This window comes from Micromonospora sp. NPDC047707, from assembly GCF_040704235.1.
In the GTDB taxonomy this organism is placed as follows: domain Bacteria; phylum Actinomycetota; class Actinomycetes; order Mycobacteriales; family Micromonosporaceae; genus Micromonospora.
In genome coordinates this window covers 1-18,146 of record NZ_JBEYSU010000009.1, presented here as the reverse complement: position 1 = coordinate 18,146, position 18,146 = coordinate 1, and the positions used below count along the sequence as shown (strand labels likewise).

General features: G+C 73.6%; 15 protein-coding genes and 1 rRNA gene. 9 read left to right on the top strand and 7 right to left on the bottom strand.

Annotation, left to right across the window (positions count from 1 at the left end; translation table 11 throughout):
• Window positions 1–409: 409 nt before the first annotated feature.
• Window positions 410–1,600, top strand: coding sequence for a hypothetical protein (locus AB0873_RS12515; RefSeq protein ID WP_366599994.1), 1,191 nt, complete (start codon window positions 410–412; stop codon window positions 1,598–1,600).
• Window positions 1,601–1,660: 60 nt separating this feature from the next.
• Here the strand turns inward: AB0873_RS12515 and AB0873_RS12510 are convergent, their stop codons facing one another.
• Together AB0873_RS12510 and ileS are read right to left on the bottom strand one after the other, a co-directional pair.
• Window positions 1,661–2,359, bottom strand: coding sequence for a lysophospholipid acyltransferase family protein (locus tag AB0873_RS12510; RefSeq protein WP_366599775.1), 699 nt, complete (start codon window positions 2,357–2,359; stop codon window positions 1,661–1,663).
• A gap of 89 nt (window positions 2,360–2,448) precedes the next feature.
• Window positions 2,449–5,595: an isoleucine--tRNA ligase gene (gene ileS / locus AB0873_RS12505; protein ID WP_366599774.1), complete on the bottom strand. Its 3,147-nt coding sequence runs from the start codon at window positions 5,593–5,595 to the stop codon at window positions 2,449–2,451.
• Window positions 5,596–5,932: 337 nt separating this feature from the next.
• On the opposite strand from ileS, the gene AB0873_RS12500 reads away from it, so the two are divergent.
• The 6 genes from AB0873_RS12500 to AB0873_RS12475 all read left to right on the top strand — a co-directional run bounded on the left by AB0873_RS12500 (window position 5,933) and on the right by AB0873_RS12475 (window position 10,310).
• Window positions 5,933–6,235 (top strand): hypothetical protein, encoded by a 303-nt coding sequence (locus tag AB0873_RS12500; protein ID WP_366599773.1) that lies wholly within the window; start codon window positions 5,933–5,935, stop codon window positions 6,233–6,235.
• 149 nt (window positions 6,236–6,384) lie between these two features.
• Window positions 6,385–6,954, top strand: coding sequence for a helix-turn-helix domain-containing protein (locus AB0873_RS12495; RefSeq protein ID WP_366599771.1), 570 nt, complete (start codon window positions 6,385–6,387; stop codon window positions 6,952–6,954).
• Window positions 6,955–7,066: 112 nt separating this feature from the next.
• On the top strand, window positions 7,067–8,074 hold the full coding sequence (locus AB0873_RS12490) for an ABC transporter ATP-binding protein (protein ID WP_366599770.1): 1,008 nt from the start codon (window positions 7,067–7,069) through the stop codon (window positions 8,072–8,074).
• Window positions 8,071–8,844, top strand: a complete 774-nt coding sequence (locus AB0873_RS12485) for an ABC transporter permease (RefSeq protein WP_366599769.1) — start codon at window positions 8,071–8,073, stop codon at window positions 8,842–8,844. The genes AB0873_RS12490 and AB0873_RS12485 overlap by 4 nt, the downstream gene beginning before the upstream one ends.
• Window positions 8,845–8,854: 10 nt before the next feature.
• Complete coding sequence (locus AB0873_RS12480) at window positions 8,855–9,643, top strand: ABC transporter permease (protein ID WP_366599768.1); 789 nt, start codon at window positions 8,855–8,857, stop codon at window positions 9,641–9,643.
• Between the two features lie 226 nt (window positions 9,644–9,869).
• Entirely contained in the window at window positions 9,870–10,310 is a 441-nt protein-coding gene (locus tag AB0873_RS12475) for a carboxymuconolactone decarboxylase family protein (protein WP_366599767.1), read from the top strand.
• A 150-nt stretch (window positions 10,311–10,460) separates the two neighbouring features.
• Here the strand turns inward: AB0873_RS12475 and ndk are convergent, their stop codons facing one another.
• Window positions 10,461–10,886: a nucleoside-diphosphate kinase gene (ndk, locus tag AB0873_RS12470; protein ID WP_366599766.1), complete on the bottom strand. Its 426-nt coding sequence runs from the start codon at window positions 10,884–10,886 to the stop codon at window positions 10,461–10,463.
• A gap of 141 nt (window positions 10,887–11,027) precedes the next feature.
• Between ndk and AB0873_RS12465 the strand changes: the two genes are divergently transcribed.
• The gene (locus AB0873_RS12465) at window positions 11,028–12,410 is read left to right on the top strand and encodes a VOC family protein (protein WP_366599765.1); all 1,383 of its coding nucleotides are present in this window, start codon (window positions 11,028–11,030) and stop codon (window positions 12,408–12,410) included.
• Window positions 12,411–12,548: 138 nt separating this feature from the next.
• Here AB0873_RS12465 and AB0873_RS12460 read toward each other — a convergent pair whose 3' ends face one another.
• The 3 genes from AB0873_RS12460 to AB0873_RS12450 are packed head-to-tail and all read right to left on the bottom strand — an operon-like array spanning window position 12,549 to window position 16,986.
• Entirely contained in the window at window positions 12,549–13,040 is a 492-nt protein-coding gene (locus tag AB0873_RS12460) for a DUF4233 domain-containing protein (RefSeq protein ID WP_366599764.1), read from the bottom strand.
• On the bottom strand, window positions 13,037–14,371 hold the full coding sequence (locus AB0873_RS12455; RefSeq protein WP_366599763.1) for a folylpolyglutamate synthase/dihydrofolate synthase family protein: 1,335 nt from the start codon (window positions 14,369–14,371) through the stop codon (window positions 13,037–13,039). The genes AB0873_RS12460 and AB0873_RS12455 overlap by 4 nt, the downstream gene beginning before the upstream one ends.
• The gene (locus AB0873_RS12450) at window positions 14,368–16,986 is read right to left on the bottom strand and encodes a valine--tRNA ligase (protein WP_366599761.1); all 2,619 of its coding nucleotides are present in this window, start codon (window positions 16,984–16,986) and stop codon (window positions 14,368–14,370) included. The genes AB0873_RS12455 and AB0873_RS12450 overlap by 4 nt, the downstream gene beginning before the upstream one ends.
• 69 nt (window positions 16,987–17,055) lie before the next feature.
• On the opposite strand from AB0873_RS12450, the gene AB0873_RS12445 reads away from it, so the two are divergent.
• The gene (locus AB0873_RS12445; RefSeq protein WP_366599760.1) at window positions 17,056–17,739 is read left to right on the top strand and encodes a hypothetical protein; all 684 of its coding nucleotides are present in this window, start codon (window positions 17,056–17,058) and stop codon (window positions 17,737–17,739) included.
• A gap of 313 nt (window positions 17,740–18,052) precedes the next feature.
• On the opposite strand, the gene rrf is transcribed toward AB0873_RS12445, so the two are convergent.
• A 5S ribosomal RNA gene (gene rrf / locus AB0873_RS12440) occupies window positions 18,053–18,146 on the bottom strand; the annotation flags it as partial.

Below are 18,146 nucleotides of genomic sequence, written 5' to 3'. Positions count from 1 at the left end.
GGAGCCGCAGCCGGGAACAGACCGGCCGGTCGACGGGACGACCCCGCACCGGGACCGGGAACCGGCGGTCACCGACGAGCCGACCCCCGTCACGCCGTCCGCGCCGCCCGAGGCGACCGGATCCCGGGCGGAGCCGTCCGGCCCGGCCAGCCCGCCCGCGCCGGCCCAGGGCACGCCCCCGACGGCCGACGCACCGGCCGCGGACGACCAGCCCACCACGCCCGCGCCGGCCTCCGTCGGGGGCGTCCCGCCCGCCACCGCTGCGGCGGGCGGCGGTCAGCCCTCCGGGCCGCGGGGCACCCGCCAGTTCCCGGCCGGTGAGCCGCCGCCCGATGCCGCGTCCGCCGGCCCGGCCGGCACCCGCAAGCTGCCGGCCGAGGAGGCCCACGGCCCGGCCGGCACCCGCAAGCTGCCGGCCGAGGAGGCCCACGGCCCGTCGGGCACCCGCAAGCTGCCGGCGGAGGAGGCTCCCGAGCCGCCCGCGCCCCGGTGGAGCGGGTCGGCGGCGGTGCCACCCCCGCCGCCGCGCAAGCGTGCCTGGGGCGAGTCGGCCGAGCCGACCCCGGTGCCGCCGCGCCCGGTCGAGGCCCCCGAGGACCGGGCCCCGGTCGACCCCTGGGCGGGCGCGGACACCGGCGGCTGGGACCTGCCGTCGGGCGAGATGCCGGAGCTTCCGCCGCTGCCGCCCACAACCCCCTACCCCTCCCCGGCGCCGACGCGCCCGTACTCCGGGCCACCGGCCCCCGCGTCACCGGCGCCCGGCCACCCCCTGTCGCCGCCGGCCGCCTACCCGGCGTCGCCGGCCCCGGCCGCGTACCCCGCGTCGCCGGCCCCGGTCGCCTACCCCGCGTCGCCGGCCCCGGTCGCCTACCCCGCGTCGCCGGCCCCGGCCGCGTACCCGCCGGCCGCGTACCCGGTCCCGGTCCCGCCGCCGCCCGCACCGCCGCTGCCGGCGCCGTCGAAGCGCCGGCGGCGGAACGCTCCCCCGCCGGTCCCGCCGCCGCCCGGCTGGCAGGCCCCCAAGGGGTACGTCCCGGTGCCGGTCCGCAAGCGCCGGAAGTGGCCCTGGGTGCTGCTGTTCACCCTCGCCTGCTGCTGCGGCTGCCCGGCCTACTGGGCGATGCCGATGATGAACCAGGTCCCGGCCAGCGCCGCGTTGCCGGCCGAGGTCGCGGACCTGCGGCTGCGGCAGGACGACCGCAGCACGGCGGCCGCGAAGAAACTGGAGGCGGAGGTCCGCAGCGCGCACTGGCTGGCCAGCGACACGTTCGCCGGCGTCTACGCCACCGGGAGCGGCAAACGGGTGACCGTCTTCGGCGGCACCGGCTTCTGGTTCAGTCCGGAGTCGGAGGCGGACGCCGAGATCGCCCGCCTCACCGAGCAGTACTCGCTCGGCGAGCCGCGGGTGATCGACACCGGCATCCGGGGTCGGCACGAACGCTGCGCGGTCGGCCGCGCCGACGGCACGGACGTGGTGGTGTGCACCTCGGTCGACCACGGCAGCATCGCGACCGCCGTGTTCACCCGCCTCTCGGTCGACGACAGCGCCGCCCTCCTCGCCACCCTGCGGGAGCAGATCGTCACCCAGCAACAGAGCTGAGCGCTTCTTCCGTACGCGTTGTCGCCGGGGTGACCGGGCACGTGACGGGGGCGGCCCCGGTCAGACCGCGCCGGGCTCGCCGGCGATGGGCGGGTGCGCGCGCGGCGGGGCGTAGCGGGGGACGTACTCCTGGCCGGTCAGCTTCTGGATCTCGCTCATCACCTCGTCGGTCATCGCCCGCAGCGAGGTTCGGTCGTCCGAGCGACCGGTGAAGTCCAGCGGCTTGCCGAACTTGACGGTGATCCTGCCGGTGAACGGCCGCGGCACCCGGGCGCCGATCGGCTGGACCTTCTCGGTGCCGATCATGCCGACCGGGATGATCGGCACCCCGGCGGACACCGCCAGCCGGACCGCGCCGGTGCGCCCCCGGTAGAGCCGCCCGTCCGGTGACCGGGTGCCCTCCGGGTAGACGACGACCAGCTCACCGGCTCTGAGCGCGGGGATGGCCGCGTCGAACGCGGACAGGGCCGCCCGCCCGCCGGCCCGCTCGACCGGGATCGCACCCAGGCCGGTGAGCACGAACTTCGAGAACCGGCCCTTCACACCCGTGCCCTTGAAATACTCCGACTTCGCCCAGAACGCGAGGTGCCGGGGGACGACGGCGCCGAGGAACAGCTCGTCGGCGACCGAGAGATGGTTGCCGGCGAAGATCGCGCCACTGGTCTCCGGGACGTGCTCCAACCCCTCCACGGTCGGCCGGAAGGCCAGCCGCAGCGCGGGCGCCACGGTGAGCTTGCCGATGGTGTAGAGCAGCGGCACTGGTCCTCCGGCAGGTCGGGGGGTGCGGTAGGGGCGCTGTCACGGTAGCGGACGCGCCCCCACCGCGACGACACAGGTGGCGGGGCCTCTCATACCCGGCGGACGGTCACCGTCACCTGCTCGCCGTCGCCGACCTCGCCGGTGAAGCCGTCGATGCCCTCGGCGAAGTCGACCGACTCGGCCAGCACCTCCCGCCGCACGAAGTCGAGGTACGCGGACACCGCCGTCCGCACCTCCTCGGAGGCGGCGAGCGCGACCACGATGCGGTCCGACACGTCGAGGTCGGCGTCGCGGCGGGCCTGCTGCACCACCCGGACCACGTCCCGGGCCAGGCCCTCGGCGGCGAGCTCGGGCGTGACCTCCGTGTCCAGCACGACCACCCCCTCGCCGCCGGGCAGCGGGGCGGAGTGCTCGGCGTCGGCGGCGACGAGGCGCAGCTCGTACTCGCCCTCGGCGAGGGTCACCCCGGCGGCGACCGGAGCGCCGTCGACCAGGTCCCACTCCCCGGCCTTGACCGCCTTGATCACCTGCTGGACCGCCTTGCCGACCCGCGGGCCCAGCGCCCGGGGCACCACGGTCAGCACCTGCTGGCAGTAGGCCTGCACCTCGCCGGTGAACACGACCTCCTTGACGTTGACCTCGTCGGCCACCAGGTCCGCGAAGGGGCGCAGCTGGTCGGCGGCCGGCGAGGCCACGGTCAGCGTCGACAGCGGCAGCCGCACCCGCAGGCCCTTGGCCTTGCGTAGCGACAGCGCCGCCGAGGCGACCGCCCGCACGTTGTCCATCGCGGACACCAGCTCGTGGTCGGCGGGGAACCCGTCCGCCGACGGCCAGTCGGTCAGGTGCACCGAGCGCTCGCCGGTCAGGCCACGCCAGATCTCCTCGGCGGTCAGCGGCGCCAGCGGAGCGACCACCCGGCAGAGCGTCTCCAGGACCGTCCACAGGGTGTCGAACGCGTCGGCGTCGCCGGACCAGAACCGGTCCCGGGAGCGGCGCACGTACCAGTTGGTCAGCGCGTCCAGGTAGGACCGGACGGTGGCGCAGGCGCCGGAGATGTCGTACGCCTCCATCTGCGCCTGCACCGTCGACACCAGCTCGTTGGTCTTCGCCAGCACGTACCGGTCGAGCAAATGCGTCGAGTCCGTCCGGCGGCGAGCGGTGTGGCCGTCCGCGTTGGCGTAGAGCGAGAAGAAGTACCAGACGTTCCAGAGCGGCAGCAGCACCTGCCGCACGGCGTCCCGGATGAGCGTCTCGGTCACCGCCATGTCGCCGCCGCGCAGCACCGGCGAGGACATCAGCATCCAGCGCATCGCGTCCGACCCGTACGAGTCGAACACGTGGTAGACGTCCGGGTAGTTGCGCAGGCTCTTGGACATCTTGCGCCCGTCCGAGCCGAGCAGGATGCCGTGGCTCAGGCAGTTGCGGAACGCCGGCCGGTCGAACAGGGCGGTGGCCAGCACGTGCATGGTGTAGAACCAGCCGCGGGTCTGCCCGATGTACTCGACGATGAAGTCGCCCGGGTAGTGGTGTTCGAACCACTCGGCGTTCTCGAACGGGTAGTGCACCTGGGCGAACGGCATCGAGCCGGACTCGAACCAGCAGTCCAGCACCTCCGGCACCCGGCGCATCGTCGACCTGCCCGTCGGGTCGTCCGGGTTGGGGCGGACCAGCTCGTCCACCGCCGGCCGGTGCAGGTCGGTCAGGCGTACGCCGAAGTCCCGCTCGATCTCGGCGAGCGAGCCGTACACGTCGACCCGGGGGTAGGTCGGGTCGTCGGACTTCCACACCGGGATCGGCGAACCCCAGAACCGGTTCCGGCTGATCGACCAGTCGCGGGCGTTGGCCAGCCACTTGCCGAACGAGCCGTCCTTGATGTGGCCGGGCGTCCAGTTGATCTGCTGGTTCAGCTCGACCATCCGGTCCTTGAACGTGGTCACCGCCACGAACCAGGACGACACCGCCTTGTAGACCAGCGGGGTGTCGCAGCGCCAGCAGTGCGGGTACGCGTGGGTGTAGGTGTCCTGCTTGAGCACCACCCCCCGCTCCTTCAGCTCCCGGATCACCGGCTTGTTGACGTCGAAGACCTGCTCGCCCTGGTACGGCGGGACCAGCGCGGTGAACCGTGTGTGGTCGTCCACGGTGACGATGGTGGGGATGCCGGCGGCGTTGCAGACGTTCTGGTCGTCCTCGCCGAACGCCGGGGCCAGGTGCACGATCCCGGTGCCGTCCTCGGTGGTGACGAACTCCGCGCCGAGCACCTGGTAGGCGTTCTCCCCCGCCTGCTCGACGAGGAAGTCGAACAGCGGCGTGTACCGGCGGCCGACCAGGTCCCGGCCGTACACCGTGCCGACCTGCTCATACCCCTCCAGCTCCTTCGCGTACGCACCGAGCCGGGCCGCGCCGACGACGTACCGCTCGCCGTCCCGCTGCAGCACCGCGTACTCGATGTCCGGGCCGACGGCGAGCGCCAGGTTGGACGGCAGGGTCCACGGCGTGGTGGTCCAGACGCCGAGCTTCACCGGCCCGCGCACCGGCTCCGGCGCGCTCTCGTCCGGGGTCAGCGCGAACCACACCGACAGCGTCGGGTCGTGCCGGTCCCGGTAGACGTCGTCCATCCGGGTCTCGGTGTTCGACAGCGGCGTCTCGCAGCGCCAGCAGTACGCGAGCACCCGGAAGCCCTCGTACACCAGACCCTTGTCGTGCAGGGTCTTGAAGGCCCACATGACGCTCTCCATGTAGTCCAGGTCGAGCGTCTTGTAGTCGTTGGCGAAGTCGACCCAGCGGGCCTGGCGCGTGACGTACCGCTCCCAGTCCTGGGTGAACTCGAGCACCGACGTGCGGCAGGCCTCGTTGAACCGGGCCACGCCCAGGTCGAGGATCTCCGCCTTGGAGGTGATGCCGAGCTGCTTCTCGGCGACCACCTCGGCCGGCAGGCCGTGGCAGTCCCAGCCGAAGCGCCGCTCCACCCGCCGGCCGCGCATCGTCTGGTAGCGCGGGACCACGTCCTTGACGTAGCCGGTGAAGAGGTGGCCGTAGTGCGGCAGGCCGTTCGCGAACGGCGGGCCGTCGTAGAAGACGTACTCGTTCTCGCCGTTCCGGCCGGCCTCGCGCGCCTCGACGGAGGCCTCGAAGGTCTTGTCGGCCGTCCAGTGCTCCAGGACCCGGCTCTCGACGGCGGGCAGGTCCGGGCTCGCGGGGACGCCGGCCGCGGTCGGGTCGTGCAACGGATAGGCCATCGGGGGTCGCTCTCCTCAGCAGCTCACTCGACGTGTGGTCTGCGAGGACGAGCCTGTTTCCGGTACGCCGTCCGGCGTGTCCGGGCATGACCCGCGGTACCACCCCGCTTGGCGGCCAGGATCGACCGCCCGCTCGTTGGCCGGCTGTGACGGGCCGGACCCGTCCGGTTCTACTCGGGCGCGGACGCCCTTTCTTCCGGAGGCTCACCGGTGATGGCCGGGTCATCGCCTTTCGGCCGTCAAGACTACCCGACCTCCTCGCGAGATCGCCCGCGAGTAAGGGCCCGCCAGGGCAGGTGCCGACGTCCCCGGTCGACACAGGCCCTACGCTCGACGCGTGATCCGGATCGAGCTCGACGAGCCCACCCTCGCCCGCACCCGGATCGCCACCAGTCCGCTCTGGGAGGTGCTGACGAGCCTCTACCTGCTGCACCGGAATCCGGGCGAACCGCCGTGGCCGTACACGAGCTGGGCCCGGCACGCCCGGCGGGTGCTCGCCGAGGTCCCGGCCGCAGCGCCGGCCCGGCTGCTGGTCACCCCGGGCGGCATGGCACCGGACTTTCTGACCCCGATCCCGCCGTCGCCGGCGCCGACCCTGGCCGAGAACTGGCTGTCCTCCGCGCCACGCCGCCCGAGCTGATCGCCGAGCAGATCCGCCTGCACCACGGCGACGACGAGACGCCGGGTTGGCTCCGCCCGTTCGTTACCGACCGACAGGCCGCCCTGGACCGGCTGGCCGACGGCATCCAGGCGTACTGGGACGCGGCGATCGCGCCGTGGTGGCCGGCGATGCGGGCGGCCCTGGACGAGGAGGTGCTGAACCGGGCGCGGGCCCTCGCCGCGGACGGCCCGGACGCACTCCTGGCCGACCTGCACGAGCGGGTGCGCTGGGAACGGCCGGTGCTCACCCTGGTCAAGCCCCTCGAGCACAGCTTCCGGGCGACGAACCAGCGGCTGCTGCTGATCCCGCTCGTCTTCTCCCGGGGCGCGCTGTCCTGCTCCACCGACCACCCGCAGATCGTCGCCGTCTCCTACCAGGCGCGCGGGGCGGCCCTGCTCGCCGAGGGCGGTCCCGCCCCGGCGGTGGCCGGCGTCGCCGACACCGACCGGCTGGCCGTGCTGGTCGGCCGGGGCCGGGCCGCCGTGCTGCGGGCGCTGACCCGGCCGGCCACCACCGCCGGGCTCGCCGCCACCCTCGGGCTCGCCCCGAGCACCGTCTCCGAGCACCTCGCCGCGCTGCTCGCCGCCGGCGTGGTGCACCGCCGCCGGGTGGGCCGGCGCGTCCTGTACGGCCTGGAACCGGCCGGGCGGGCGCTCGTCACGCTGATCGGCGCCGACCCGGCGACCGCCTCCGCGTGACGATTCGGCGAACGCCGAATTCGTTTCCCCGCCACGCCCGCCGTCCCTAGATTCACCGCCATGAGCGAGCGGAGCGAGGTGCCGGCGTGAGCGGGCGGAACGGGGGGCCGGGGTGAGCGGGTACGCGATCGAGGCGGCCGGGCTGCGGCGCACCTACCGCAGCCGTACCGGATGGCTACGACCCCAGCGCCGGGAGGTGGAGGCGGTCCGCGGCGTCGACCTGACGGTCGGCAACGGGGAGCTGTTCGGCCTGCTCGGCCCGAACGGCGCCGGGAAGACGACGACCATCAAGCTGCTGAACACGCTGCTCATCCCGACCGCCGGCACCGCCCGGATCTGCGGCTACGACGTGGTCCGGCAGACCCGGGAGGTACGCCGGCGGATCGGGTACGTCTTCGGTGGCGACCGCGGCCTGTACGACCGGCTCTCCGCGCGGGACAACCTGCGCTACTTCGCGGAGCTGTACGGCGTGCCGGGCCGGGAGCAGAAGCGGCGCATCGCCGAGCTGCTGGACCTGGTCCGGCTGACCGGCCGGGAGAACGAGCGGGTCGAGGGCTACTCCCGGGGCATGCGGCAGCGGCTGCACATCGCCCGGGGGTTGCTGCACCGCCCGCGGGTGCTCTTCCTCGACGAGCCCTCGGTCGGCGTGGACCCGGTGGCCGCCCGGGAGCTGCGGCAGACCGTCGCCGACCTGGCCGCCACCGGCACCACGGTCCTGCTGACCACGCACTACATGGCCGAGGCGGACGAGCTGTGCGGTCGGATCGCGGTGATCGCCGGCGGCCGTATCCAGGCGCTCGGCACCCCGGCGGAGCTGCGGCACCACGCCGACGGCCGGCAGGTGCTGGAGGTCGAGGCGTACGGGGTGACCGACGACCGGCTGGCCACGATCCACGCGCTGCCCGGGGTACGGGAGGCGAGCCTGGAGGTGGTCGGGGCCGCCCAGGTGCTCGCCGTGCAGTCCGACGCGGGGGTGGACGTGCAGGCCGACGTGCTACGGGCGCTGTCCGGCGTCCGGCTGGGCCGGGTCACCGCGCGGCAGCCGACGCTGGAGGACGCGTACGTCTCGATCGTCAACCGGGCGGACGGGCACCGCGCGGCCGAGGCGGTGCCGGCGTGAGGACCCTGCGGATGATCGCGGTCGGCGCGCTGCTGCACGCCAAGCAGCTCAGCCGGTCGCCGTTCGAGGTCGCCACCGCGCTGATAATCCCGGTCGTCCAGGCGACCCTGGCGGTCTACCTGTTCCGGGCCGGCGGCGAGCCGGGCCGGCTGCTGGAGGCGGCCGTCGGCGCGGGTCTGATGGGCGTCTGGTCGTCGGTGCTGTTCGGCTCCGGCGGCGCGATCCAGAACCAGCGCTGGCAGGGCACCCTGGAAATGATCATGTTGGCGCCGCGGCCGCCCGCGCTGGTGATCCTGCCGATCACCCTGGCCACGGCGCTCACCGGCACGTACGCGATGGTCGCCACCCTGCTGTGGGGGCGGCTGCTCTACGGCATCCCGCTGGATTTCGCCGACCCGGTCGCGTTCGCCGTCGCGGTGCCCGGCTGCATCGTCGGGCTGGGCATGTTCGGCCTGCTGCTCGCGTCGACGTTCGTGCTGCTGCGCAACGCCAACGCGCTGACCAACACGCTGGAGTACCCGATCTGGCTGGTCTCCGGGATGCTCGTGCCGATCACGGTGCTGCCCGGGTGGACCGGCCCGGTCGCCGCGGTGCTGCCCACCACGTGGGGCGCCCGGGCGGTCCGCGAGGCCGCCACCGGCAGCGGTCCGGTCTGGCCGTCGCTCGGCGTCTGCCTGGCGATCAGCCTCGGTTGCCTGGCGGTCGGCGCGCTGATGATGACGTACGTCGAGCGGCGGGCACGGGCCGCCGCCACGCTGGCGCTCGCCTGAGGAGGGGACGATGAGCGACCTGTTCCGCCTGGTGGGCACCGGTGGCGTGATCGCCTACCGGGCGCTGTTCAACTGGACCACCCCGTCGATGTTCGTCGGCACCCTACTCGTCGGGCCGCTGTTCCAGCTGCTCTTCTTCGCGTACCTGGGCCGGCAGCTCGGGGTCGCCGACGACCGCTTCTACATCGTCGGGAACGCGGTGCTCGCCGCCTCGCTGGCGGGTGTGTTCGGCGGCACGATGGCGGTGTCGAACGAGCGGCGCTTCGGCACCCTGGGGCACGTGCTGCTGTCGCCGCGCAGCCGCACCGCGGTCTTCCTCGGCCGGGTCCTGCCGTACGCCGGAAACGGCCTGCTCATCGCGGTGACCACGCTGACCGCGGCGGCGCTCCTGCTCGGCCTTCGGATACCCGCGTCGGCGCTGCCGGCCCTGCTGCTCACCCTCGCCGTGGCGGCCCTGTCCTGCGGCTTCTTCGGGCTGACCCTGGGCGCGGTGGGCCTGCGGTTCCGTGACGTGTGGCTGGTCTCCAACGTGTCGGTGGCCCTGCTGCTCCTGCTCACCGGCGTGAACGTGCCGGCCGCCGACCTGCCGGTCGGCATGCGGGTGGCGGGCCAGCTCCTCCCGATCACCCACGCGGCCGAGGCGGCCCGCCGCCTGTCCGCCGGCGACGGCCTGTCCGCCGCGGCGGGCCCGCTCGCGGCCGAGGCAGCGGTGGGCCTCGGGTACGCGCTCCTGGCCGCCGCCCTCCTCAAACTCTTCGAAGCCGAATCCCGCCGCCACGCCTCCCTGGACACCCTGTAACCCCCACCCCCGGTCGGCGTGATCATGGAGTTGGCGGGTGATTCGATCTCCATTCCACCCGTCAACCTCATGATCGTCGGCGGTGGGTGGGTGGGTGGGTGGGTGGGTGGGTGGGTGGGTGGGCGGTGGGCCCGGGTGGGGGTGGGCGGGGTCACAGGGCCGAGCCGTCACGCCGGCGACCGCCGTCCCGTCGAGCGGGTGAAACGCACCGAGCAGGGAGGTTGTCATGCAGCGGATGAACACGGCCGAGGTGGCGCCGGAGGCGTACCAGGCGGTGCTGGGGCTGGAGAAGTACGTCCGGGCGAACGTCGAGCACACCGTGCTGGAGCTGGTGAAGCTGCGGGCGTCGATGCTGAACGGCTGCGCGTTCTGCGTCGACATGCACAGCCGGGACGCCCTCTCGTCGGGCGAGTCGAGCCGGCGGCTGTTCGCCGTCGCCGCCTGGCGCGAGGCGCCGTTCTTCGACGAGCGGGAGCGCACCGCGCTGGCGCTCACCGACGCCGTCACCAAGCTCGGCGAGCACGGGGTCACCGACGACGTGTGGGACGCGGCGGCCAAGGTGTGGTCCGAGAAGGAACTCGCGGACCTGGTGATGGCGATCGCGACGATCAACGTGTGGAACCGGATCGCGGTCACCACCCGGGCGCAGCCGCCCGCGGAGGTCTGAGCGGCGGACCCGACGGCGGCCGGTGCGGGATGCGCACCGGCCGCCGTCGTCGGTGCGGTCAGGGAGCCGGCGGGTACGCCGTCCGCCAGCTCGGGACGGAGCGATCAGGCCGGCTCGGAAAAGCCGACCAGGCCGGCCCGGGACGGGCGATCAGCCCAGCTCGGGGAACCAGAGCGCGATCTCGCGCTTCGCGCTGTCCACGGAGTCGGACGCGTGCACCAGGTTCTCCCGGTTGGACAGCGACAGGTCACCCCGGATGGTGCCGGCGGCGGCCTTGCGGCCGTCGGTGCTGCCGAGCATCCCGCGGACGACCTCGATGACCTGGTCGCCGGAGAGCACCAGCGCGACCAGCGGACCGCCGGTCATGAACGCCTTCAGCGGCGGGTAGAACGGCTTGTCGACGTGCTCGGCGTAGTGCTGGTCGGCGAAGTCGCCGTCCATCGTCCGGGTCTCCATCGCGTCGATCCGCAGCCCCTTGCGCTCGAACCGGGAGATGATCTCGCCGACCAGCCCGCGGCTGACCGCGTCGGGCTTGATCAGTACGAGCGTGCGTTCGTCCGGGCTGCTGCTGGACACGCTGGGTTCCTCCTGTGCGCGGAAGACGGTCGGGCTGGGTACGGTCAGCGTAGCGACCCGGTCCCGGCGCCGGGACGGCGGCCGGTCTTTCCCCGGTGGCCGGTCCGGCCTAGCCTGGCCCTGACCCCCGGGAGGTCCACAGTGGCGAATGGCGGGAACCGGCCCATCGCGCCGGTCCGCAAGCTGGTCGGCGCGGTGCTGGGCACGGTGGCCACCTTCGTGGTCCTGTTCGGTCTGGGCATGACCAGTTGGGCGATCGTGGCGCTCGGTGTCGCGCTGCTGGTGCTGGCGATCGCGCTGGCCACGGTCCGTGCCGGGGGGCGCACCTGGGTCATCGGCGAGGGGCATGTGCACAGCGTCTCCGAGCCGCCCACCCAGTACGCCTTCGGCCGGTGCGAGCTGCAACTCGTCATCGACGCGCCGGGCCTGCCGCCGAGATCCAAGAAGATCATCGACCCGCGGGTGCCGGTCGCGAAGTGGCCCGCGCCGGGCCAGACCCTGCCGATCCGCGTCGCCCTCGACGACCAGCGGCACGTCCGGGTCCTCTGGGACGAGGTGCCGACGCACGCCGAGACGGCCGCCGTCATCGCCGACCTGCCCCCCGAGTACGCGGACACCGAGCCGGTGGAGGAGGTGCTGATCCGTCAGGAGGCGCCGCCGTGGGCCGACCGGACGCCGGAGGACGACTTCCGCGACCCGTACGGCGACCCGTACGCGAGCCCCTCGGTTGACCCCGTCGCGCCACCCGCCGAGCGGGAGACCGTGGTCGTGCACCAGGTTCCGGGCGGACCGAAGGTGGTGGAGGGCACGCTCGTCGAGCCGCCCTCCAGCGACCTGCCCCGGCGGGCGTCCACCCCGACCCCCCGTCCCCCCGCCGACGAGGCGCTCGACCCGCTCGGCGGGACGCGGTTCGACCCGCCGGCCGACCGGTACGAACCGGTGGTCGACGCGCCCCGCACCGGCGAGCCGTACTCGCCGCCGGCCGACGCGCCGGAGCCACCTCCCGCCCGCGGTTTCCGGGTGCCCTCCCCGGCGGATCCGCTGGACCCGCTGGATCTGCCGCTGGACGACCCGCCCGCACCGCGCGCCGACGAGGCGGTGCCGCCGGACGGCCTCGACGAGGCGATCTTCGGCGAGGCGGCCGGCGACCCGCCGATCGCCGGGGTGGGGCTCACGCTGCTGGTCACCGACCTGTCACGGTCCCTCGCCTTCTACCGGGACCTCGGCTTCACCGAGGTCGACCGGGGTTCGGGCAACGCGGTGCTCGCCTCCGGGTCGACCCGGCTGGTGCTGCGTGAGGTCACCGAAGCCGCTCCGATCAGCCGTCGGCTGGTGCACGTCAACCTCGAGGTGGACGACATCGAGGCGGCGTACGCGCGGCTGCGCGAGTCGGGGGTCCGCTTCACGTACGCGCCCCGGGTGGTCAACCGGGGCACGAAGCTGGAGGTCTGGGCGGCCGCCTTCCGCGACCCGGACGGCCACGGCATCGCCCTGACCCAGTGGCGGGAACGCGCCGACGCCTGACCGCCGGACGGGCTGCGCCGAACGCCCCACCGGGCCGGGGTGCCGACCCGACGCCGGGCCGCCCACCCGCAGCCGCCGCACGGCCGCGCTCATCCGCCGCCCGGCCGCCGTCGCCGGGGACTGGGCCGGCCGCGCCCGTCAGCTCAGGATCACCCGCCGCACGTGCAGGGCGTACGCCCAGACCAACGCGAAGATGATCCCCAGGACCAGCAGCGACCAGTGCAGCAGCCCGGCGAGCAGGAGCAGCCCCTGCAGCACGGTGCCCGCGTGCCACGCCCACGGGCGGCGCATCAGCCCGGCCAGCAGCACCGCCGCCACCGCCAGGGCCAGCACGGCGGCGACCGCGGCACCGCTCAGCCCGCCGCCGACCACCCGGATCGGCTGGATGGCGAGCACCAGCACCAGGGCCTCCAGGATCAACGTCCCGGCGCCCAGCCCACGGACCGCCCGCTCCGGGTTGCGCAGACCGGACCGCCGCGGCACCCGACCCGGCTGCTCGGCGGACCCACGTACCGGCGCCCCACCCGACTGCTCGGCGGACCCACCGGGCTGTGCCGGCGGCCCGCCCGGCTGCTCGGCGGGCCCGCCCGGCTGCTCGGCGGGCCCGCCCGGCTGCTGCGGCCCGGTCATCGCTTCAGCAGCCGGCGGGCGTCGGCCACGGTCACCACCGACCCGGTGATCAGCACACCGACGCCGGCCAGCTCGCCCGGCACGTCCTCCTCGGCCAGCGCCACCGCCGCCTCGATCGCGTCCGGCATCTCCTCGGCCACCTCGACCCGGTCCGGGCCGAACACCTCGGCGGCCAGCGCCGCCAACTCCCCCGCCGGCATCGCGCGGGGCGAGCTGTTGCGCGTCACCACCACCTGGTCGACGACCGGTTCCAGCAGCTCCAGCAGGCTGGCCGCGTCCTTGTCGGCGAGGACGCCGAGCACCGCCACCAGCTTGCTGAACGCGAACTCCTCCTGGAGGGCCGTGACCGTGGCGGCCATGCCCTGCGGGTTGTGCGCGCCGTCGAGCAGGACGGTCGGCGCGGTGCGGACCCGCTCCAGCCGACCCGGTGAGCTGGCCGTGGCGAAGCCCTCCCGTACCGTCTCGACGTCGAGCTGGCGGCGGGCCCCGGCGCCGAGGAACGCCTCGACCGCCGCGAGCGCCACCGCCGCGTTCTGCGCCTGGTGGGCGCCGTGCAGGGGAACGAACACCTCCTCGTACACGCCGCCCAGCCCCTGCAGGGTGAGTACCTGCCCGCCGACGGCGACCGCCCGGCGCAGCACCCCGAACTCCGAGCCCTCCCGCGCGATGGTCGCGCCGACCTCGGCGCAGCGTTCGAGGATCGGCCGGGCCGCCGCCTCCTCCTGCGCGGCGGAGATGACCGTCGCGCCCTTGTGGATGATGCCGGCCTTGTGCAGCGCGATGTCCTCGACCGTGTCACCGAGCCACTCGGTGTGGTCCAACCCGATCGGCGTCAGCACCGCCACACCGGCGTGGATCACGTTCGTCGAGTCCTCGGCGCCGCCGAGCCCCACCTCGACCACCGCGACGTCGACCGGGGCGTCGGCGAACGTGGCGAACGCCAGCGCCGTGGTCATGTCGAAGTAGGTCAGGGGCTCCGTCGACCGCTCGTCCACGAGCTGCGCCAGCGGCGCCACCTCCCGGTACGTGGCGGTGAACCGCTCCTCGCTGACGGGCTCGCCGTCCAGGCTGATCCGCTCCCGGACGGTCTCCAGGTGCGGGCTGGTGTAGCGGCCGGTGTGCAGCCCGAAGGCCCGCAGCAGAGAGTCGATCATGCGGGCCGTGGACGTCTTTCCGTTGGTGCCCGTCAGGTGGATCGACGGGTACGCGCGCTGCGGGCTGCCGAGCAGGTCCAGCAGGGACTCGATCCGGTCCAGCTCGAACACCATGCGGGTGAACCCACGGCCGGCGAGTTCGGCCTCGACGGCGGCGAAGTCGTTGCGATCGGTCACGAGGGCAGCGCCTCCAGAGCGGCGTCGATGCGGGCCAGGTCGGCCTCGGCGGTCGCCAGCCGGTCCCGGATCTTCTGGACCACCGGCTCCGGGGCCTTACCCACGAACGCCGGGTTGTCCAGCTTCGCCCGGGCCTGCGCGGCCTCCTTCTCGGCCGCGGTGCGGTCCTTGGTGAGCCGGGCCCGTTCGGCGGCCACGTCGATCGAGCCGCGCGTGTCCAGCGCGACGCTCACCTCACCGGGCATGGTGAGGGTGGCGCTCGCCTGGAAGCCGTCGCCGGCGTCGTCGAGGCGGACCAGCGACCGGATCAGCAGCTCGTGCCCGGCGATGCCAGCGTCGGCCAGCCCGTCGAGCCGCGCGACGACCCGCTGCGTCGGCCGCAGCCCCTGGTCGGAGCGGAACCGGCGGATCTCGGTGACCACCCGCTGGAGGGTGGCGATCTCCGCCTCGGCGGCGTCGTCGACCAGCGCCCGGTCGGCCACCGGCCAGGACGCGGTCACCACCGTCTCGCCGCCGGTCAGCGCCGTCCACAGCTCCTCGGTGACGAACGGGATCACCGGGTGCAGCAGCCGCAGCAGCTGGTCGAGCACGTGCCCGAGGACGCGCCGGGTGGCGTCGGCGGCGGGACCGCCGGCGGCCAGCACCGGCTTGCTCAGCTCGACGTACCAGTCGCAGACGTCGTCCCAGGCGAAGTGGTAGAGCAGGTCGCAGACCTTCGCGAACTCGTACGCCTCGAACTGCTCGTCCACCTCGGCGGTGACGTGCGCGAGGCGGGACAGGACCCACCGGTCGACGGTCGACAGCTCGGTCGCGGCCGGCAGCGGGCCCTCGGTGTGCGCGCCGTTCAGCAGCGCGAACCGGGTCGCGTTCCACAGCTTGTTGCAGAAGTTCCGGGAGCCCTGGCACCACTCCTCGCTGACCGGCACGTCGCCACCGGGGTTCGCGCCCCGGGCCAGGGTGAAGCGGGTGGCGTCGGCGCCGAAGCGGTCGATCCAGTCCAGCGGGTCCACGACGTTGCCGAACGACTTCGACATCTTCTTGCCGTGCTCGTCGCGGACCATGCCGTGCAGCGCGACGACGTCGAAGGGCTGCCGGCCGTCCATCGCGTACAGGCCGAACATCATCATCCGGGCGACCCAGAAGAAGAGGATGTCGTACCCGGTGACGAGGACGCTGGTCGGGTAGAACTTCGCCAGCTCAGGGGTCTGCTCCGGCCAGCCGAGGGTGGAGAACGGCCACAGGCCGCTGGAGAACCAGGTGTCCAGGACGTCCTCGTCCTGGCGCCAGCCCTCGCCGGTCGGCGGCGCCTCGTCCGGCCCGACGCACACGATCTCGCCGTCCGGCCCGTACCAGACCGGGATGCGGTGACCCCACCAGAGTTGGCGGGAGATGCACCAGTCGTGCATGTTGTCGACCCAGGCGAAGTACCGCTTGGCCAGCTCGGCCGGCTCGATCTTCACCCGGCCGTCGCGGACCGCGTCGGCGGCCGCCTTCGCCAGCGGTGAGGTGTTGACGAACCACTGCAACGACAGCCGGGGCTCCACCGTCGTACGGCAGCGCGAGCAGTGACCGACCGCGTGCACGTACGGCCGCTTCTCCGCCACGATCCGGCTCTGCTCGCGCAGCGCGGCCACGATCGCCGGCCGGGCCTCGAACCGGTCCAGGCCCTGGAACGGGCCGTGGGCGGTGATGACTCCCCGCTCGTCCATGATCGTGAGCGAGGGCAGGTTGTGCCGCTGGCCGATCTCGAAGTCGTTGGGGTCGTGCGCCGGCGTCACCTTGACCATGCCGGTGCCGAACGACGGGTCGACGTGCTCGTCGCCGACGATCGGGATCCGGCGCCCGGTCAGCGGCAGCTCGACCTCGGTGCCGATGAGGTGCTTGTACCGGTCGTCGTCCGGGTGCACCGCCACCGCGGTGTCGCCGAGCATCGTCTCCGCCCGGGTGGTCGCCACCACGACCTCGTCGCTGTACCGGATCGAGACCAGCTCACCATCGTCGTCGGTGTGCTCCACCTCGATGTCCGACAGGGCGGTCAGGCAGCGCGGGCACCAGTTGATGATCCGCTCGGCGCGGTAGATCAGGCCGTCGTCGTACAGCTTCTTGAACATGGTCTGGACGGCGCGTGACAGGCCCTCGTCCATGGTGAAGCGCTCGCGGTCCCAGTCGACGGAGTCGCCCAGCCGGCGCATCTGGCCGAGGATCGCGCCGCCGGACTCGGCCTTCCACTGCCACACCCGCTCGACGAACGCCTCCCGGCCCAGGTCGTGCCGGGACAGTCCCTGCGCGGCGAGCTGCCGCTCCACCACGTTCTGGGTGGCGATGCCGGCATGGTCCATGCCGGGCAGCCACAGCGCCTCGTAGCCCTGCATGCGCTTCCGCCGGACCAGCGCGTCCTGCACGGTGTGGTCCAGGGCGTGCCCCATGTGCAGGGAGCCGGTGACGTTCGGCGGCGGGATGACGATCGTGAACGGCGGCCTGTCGCTGTCCGCCGACGCGCGGAAGTGGCCGGCGGCTACCCAGTGCTCGTACCGTCGCTGCTCTACCTCGCCGGGCTGGTACTGGCCGGCAAGGGTGGGGGCGTCGGGGCGTCGGGCATCCAGTCTCTCGGTCACCCTGAAAGTCTACGGAGAGCTTCGACGGACCCGACGTGCGCCACCGGTGCTTCGCGTACGGTGTCGGCTATGTCCGACGCACATCTCACCGAGCGGCCGGTCGACGACGCGCCCGAGCCGGTCGAACTGACCGACGAGCCGATCCGCCTCGGCGCCGGGGCCCCGGAGGGGACCTCCGAGCGGCGGCCGGGCCGGTCGCGGCGGCGACGGGTGGCGTGGCTGCTCGCGGCGGCCGTCGGGCTCGCCGGCGTCGGAGCCTTCGGCACCGCCGGCTGGCGGATCGCGCAGCAGAAGGACGCCGACATCGCCAGCCCCGACCGGGTGGCCGGGCTGACCCGCGACGACAGTGAGCGGGCCCGCAGCACCGCGGACTACCTGCGCAGCGGTTTCGCCGCCGACGTCGAGCTGGAGCGCAGCTTCGGCACCGTCTACCGGGACCCGGCGAACGAGCGCCGCTCGGTCCTCATCTTCGGCGGGACCACCCTGCTGTGGCAGCCCGAGCGCGACCTGGACAGCCTCTTCGACCTGATGACCGACGAGACCGGCCGGGTCACCGGCCTGCGCGAGGTCCCTGCGGGCCGGCTGGGTGGCGTCCTCAAGTGCGGGACGACCAGCGGGGAGGGCGGCGACTTCGCGGTGTGCGGTTGGGCCGACCACGGCAGCGTCGTGATGGCGATGTTCCCCGACCGGTCGGTCGGGGAGGCGGGCAACCTGCTGCGCAGCATGCGCGAGGAGATGCAGACCCGGGACTGACCGCGGGCACCGTCGCGGGCGGGCACCGCGCGGCCGCGCCGGCTCCGCGCCGGTGCGGCCTTCCCCAGGAGTACGCACACCGCGTCCCGCCGTGCGCCACGCGGCCCGCCACCCGCCGTCCCCATCGGCGGCGCCGTGATCATGCCGCCGGAAGCAACTTCGGGGAAGATGTCGCCTCACTGCAGGGTGAGGCAGCGTCTTCCCCGAAGTTGCGGCCGCGCGCGGCGGTGGCATGGCGGGGAGTTCGGGGTGGGTTTCCGGGGCGGAAACGCGTTCAGGGCCACCCAGTTGGGCGGCCCTGAACGGGAAAGATGTCCGGCGGTGTCCTACTCTCCCACACCCTCCCGAGTGCAGTACCATCGGCGCTGGAGGGCTTAGCTTCCGGGTTCGGAATGTTACCGGGCGTT

Coding starts and splice junctions, on each gene's coding strand:
- AB0873_RS12445 (WP_366599760.1), top strand. CDS start 17,056: ATGTCCGACGCACATCTCACCGAGCGGCCGGTCGACGACGCGCCCGAG.
- AB0873_RS12460 (WP_366599764.1), bottom strand. CDS start 13,040: ATGACCGGGCCGCAGCAGCCGGGCGGGCCCGCCGAGCAGCCGGGCGGG.
- ileS (WP_366599774.1), bottom strand. CDS start 5,595: ATGGCCTATCCGTTGCACGACCCGACCGCGGCCGGCGTCCCCGCGAGC.
- AB0873_RS12495 (WP_366599771.1), top strand. CDS start 6,385: ATGCGGGCGGCCCTGGACGAGGAGGTGCTGAACCGGGCGCGGGCCCTC.
- AB0873_RS12480 (WP_366599768.1), top strand. CDS start 8,855: ATGAGCGACCTGTTCCGCCTGGTGGGCACCGGTGGCGTGATCGCCTAC.
- AB0873_RS12475 (WP_366599767.1), top strand. CDS start 9,870: ATGCAGCGGATGAACACGGCCGAGGTGGCGCCGGAGGCGTACCAGGCG.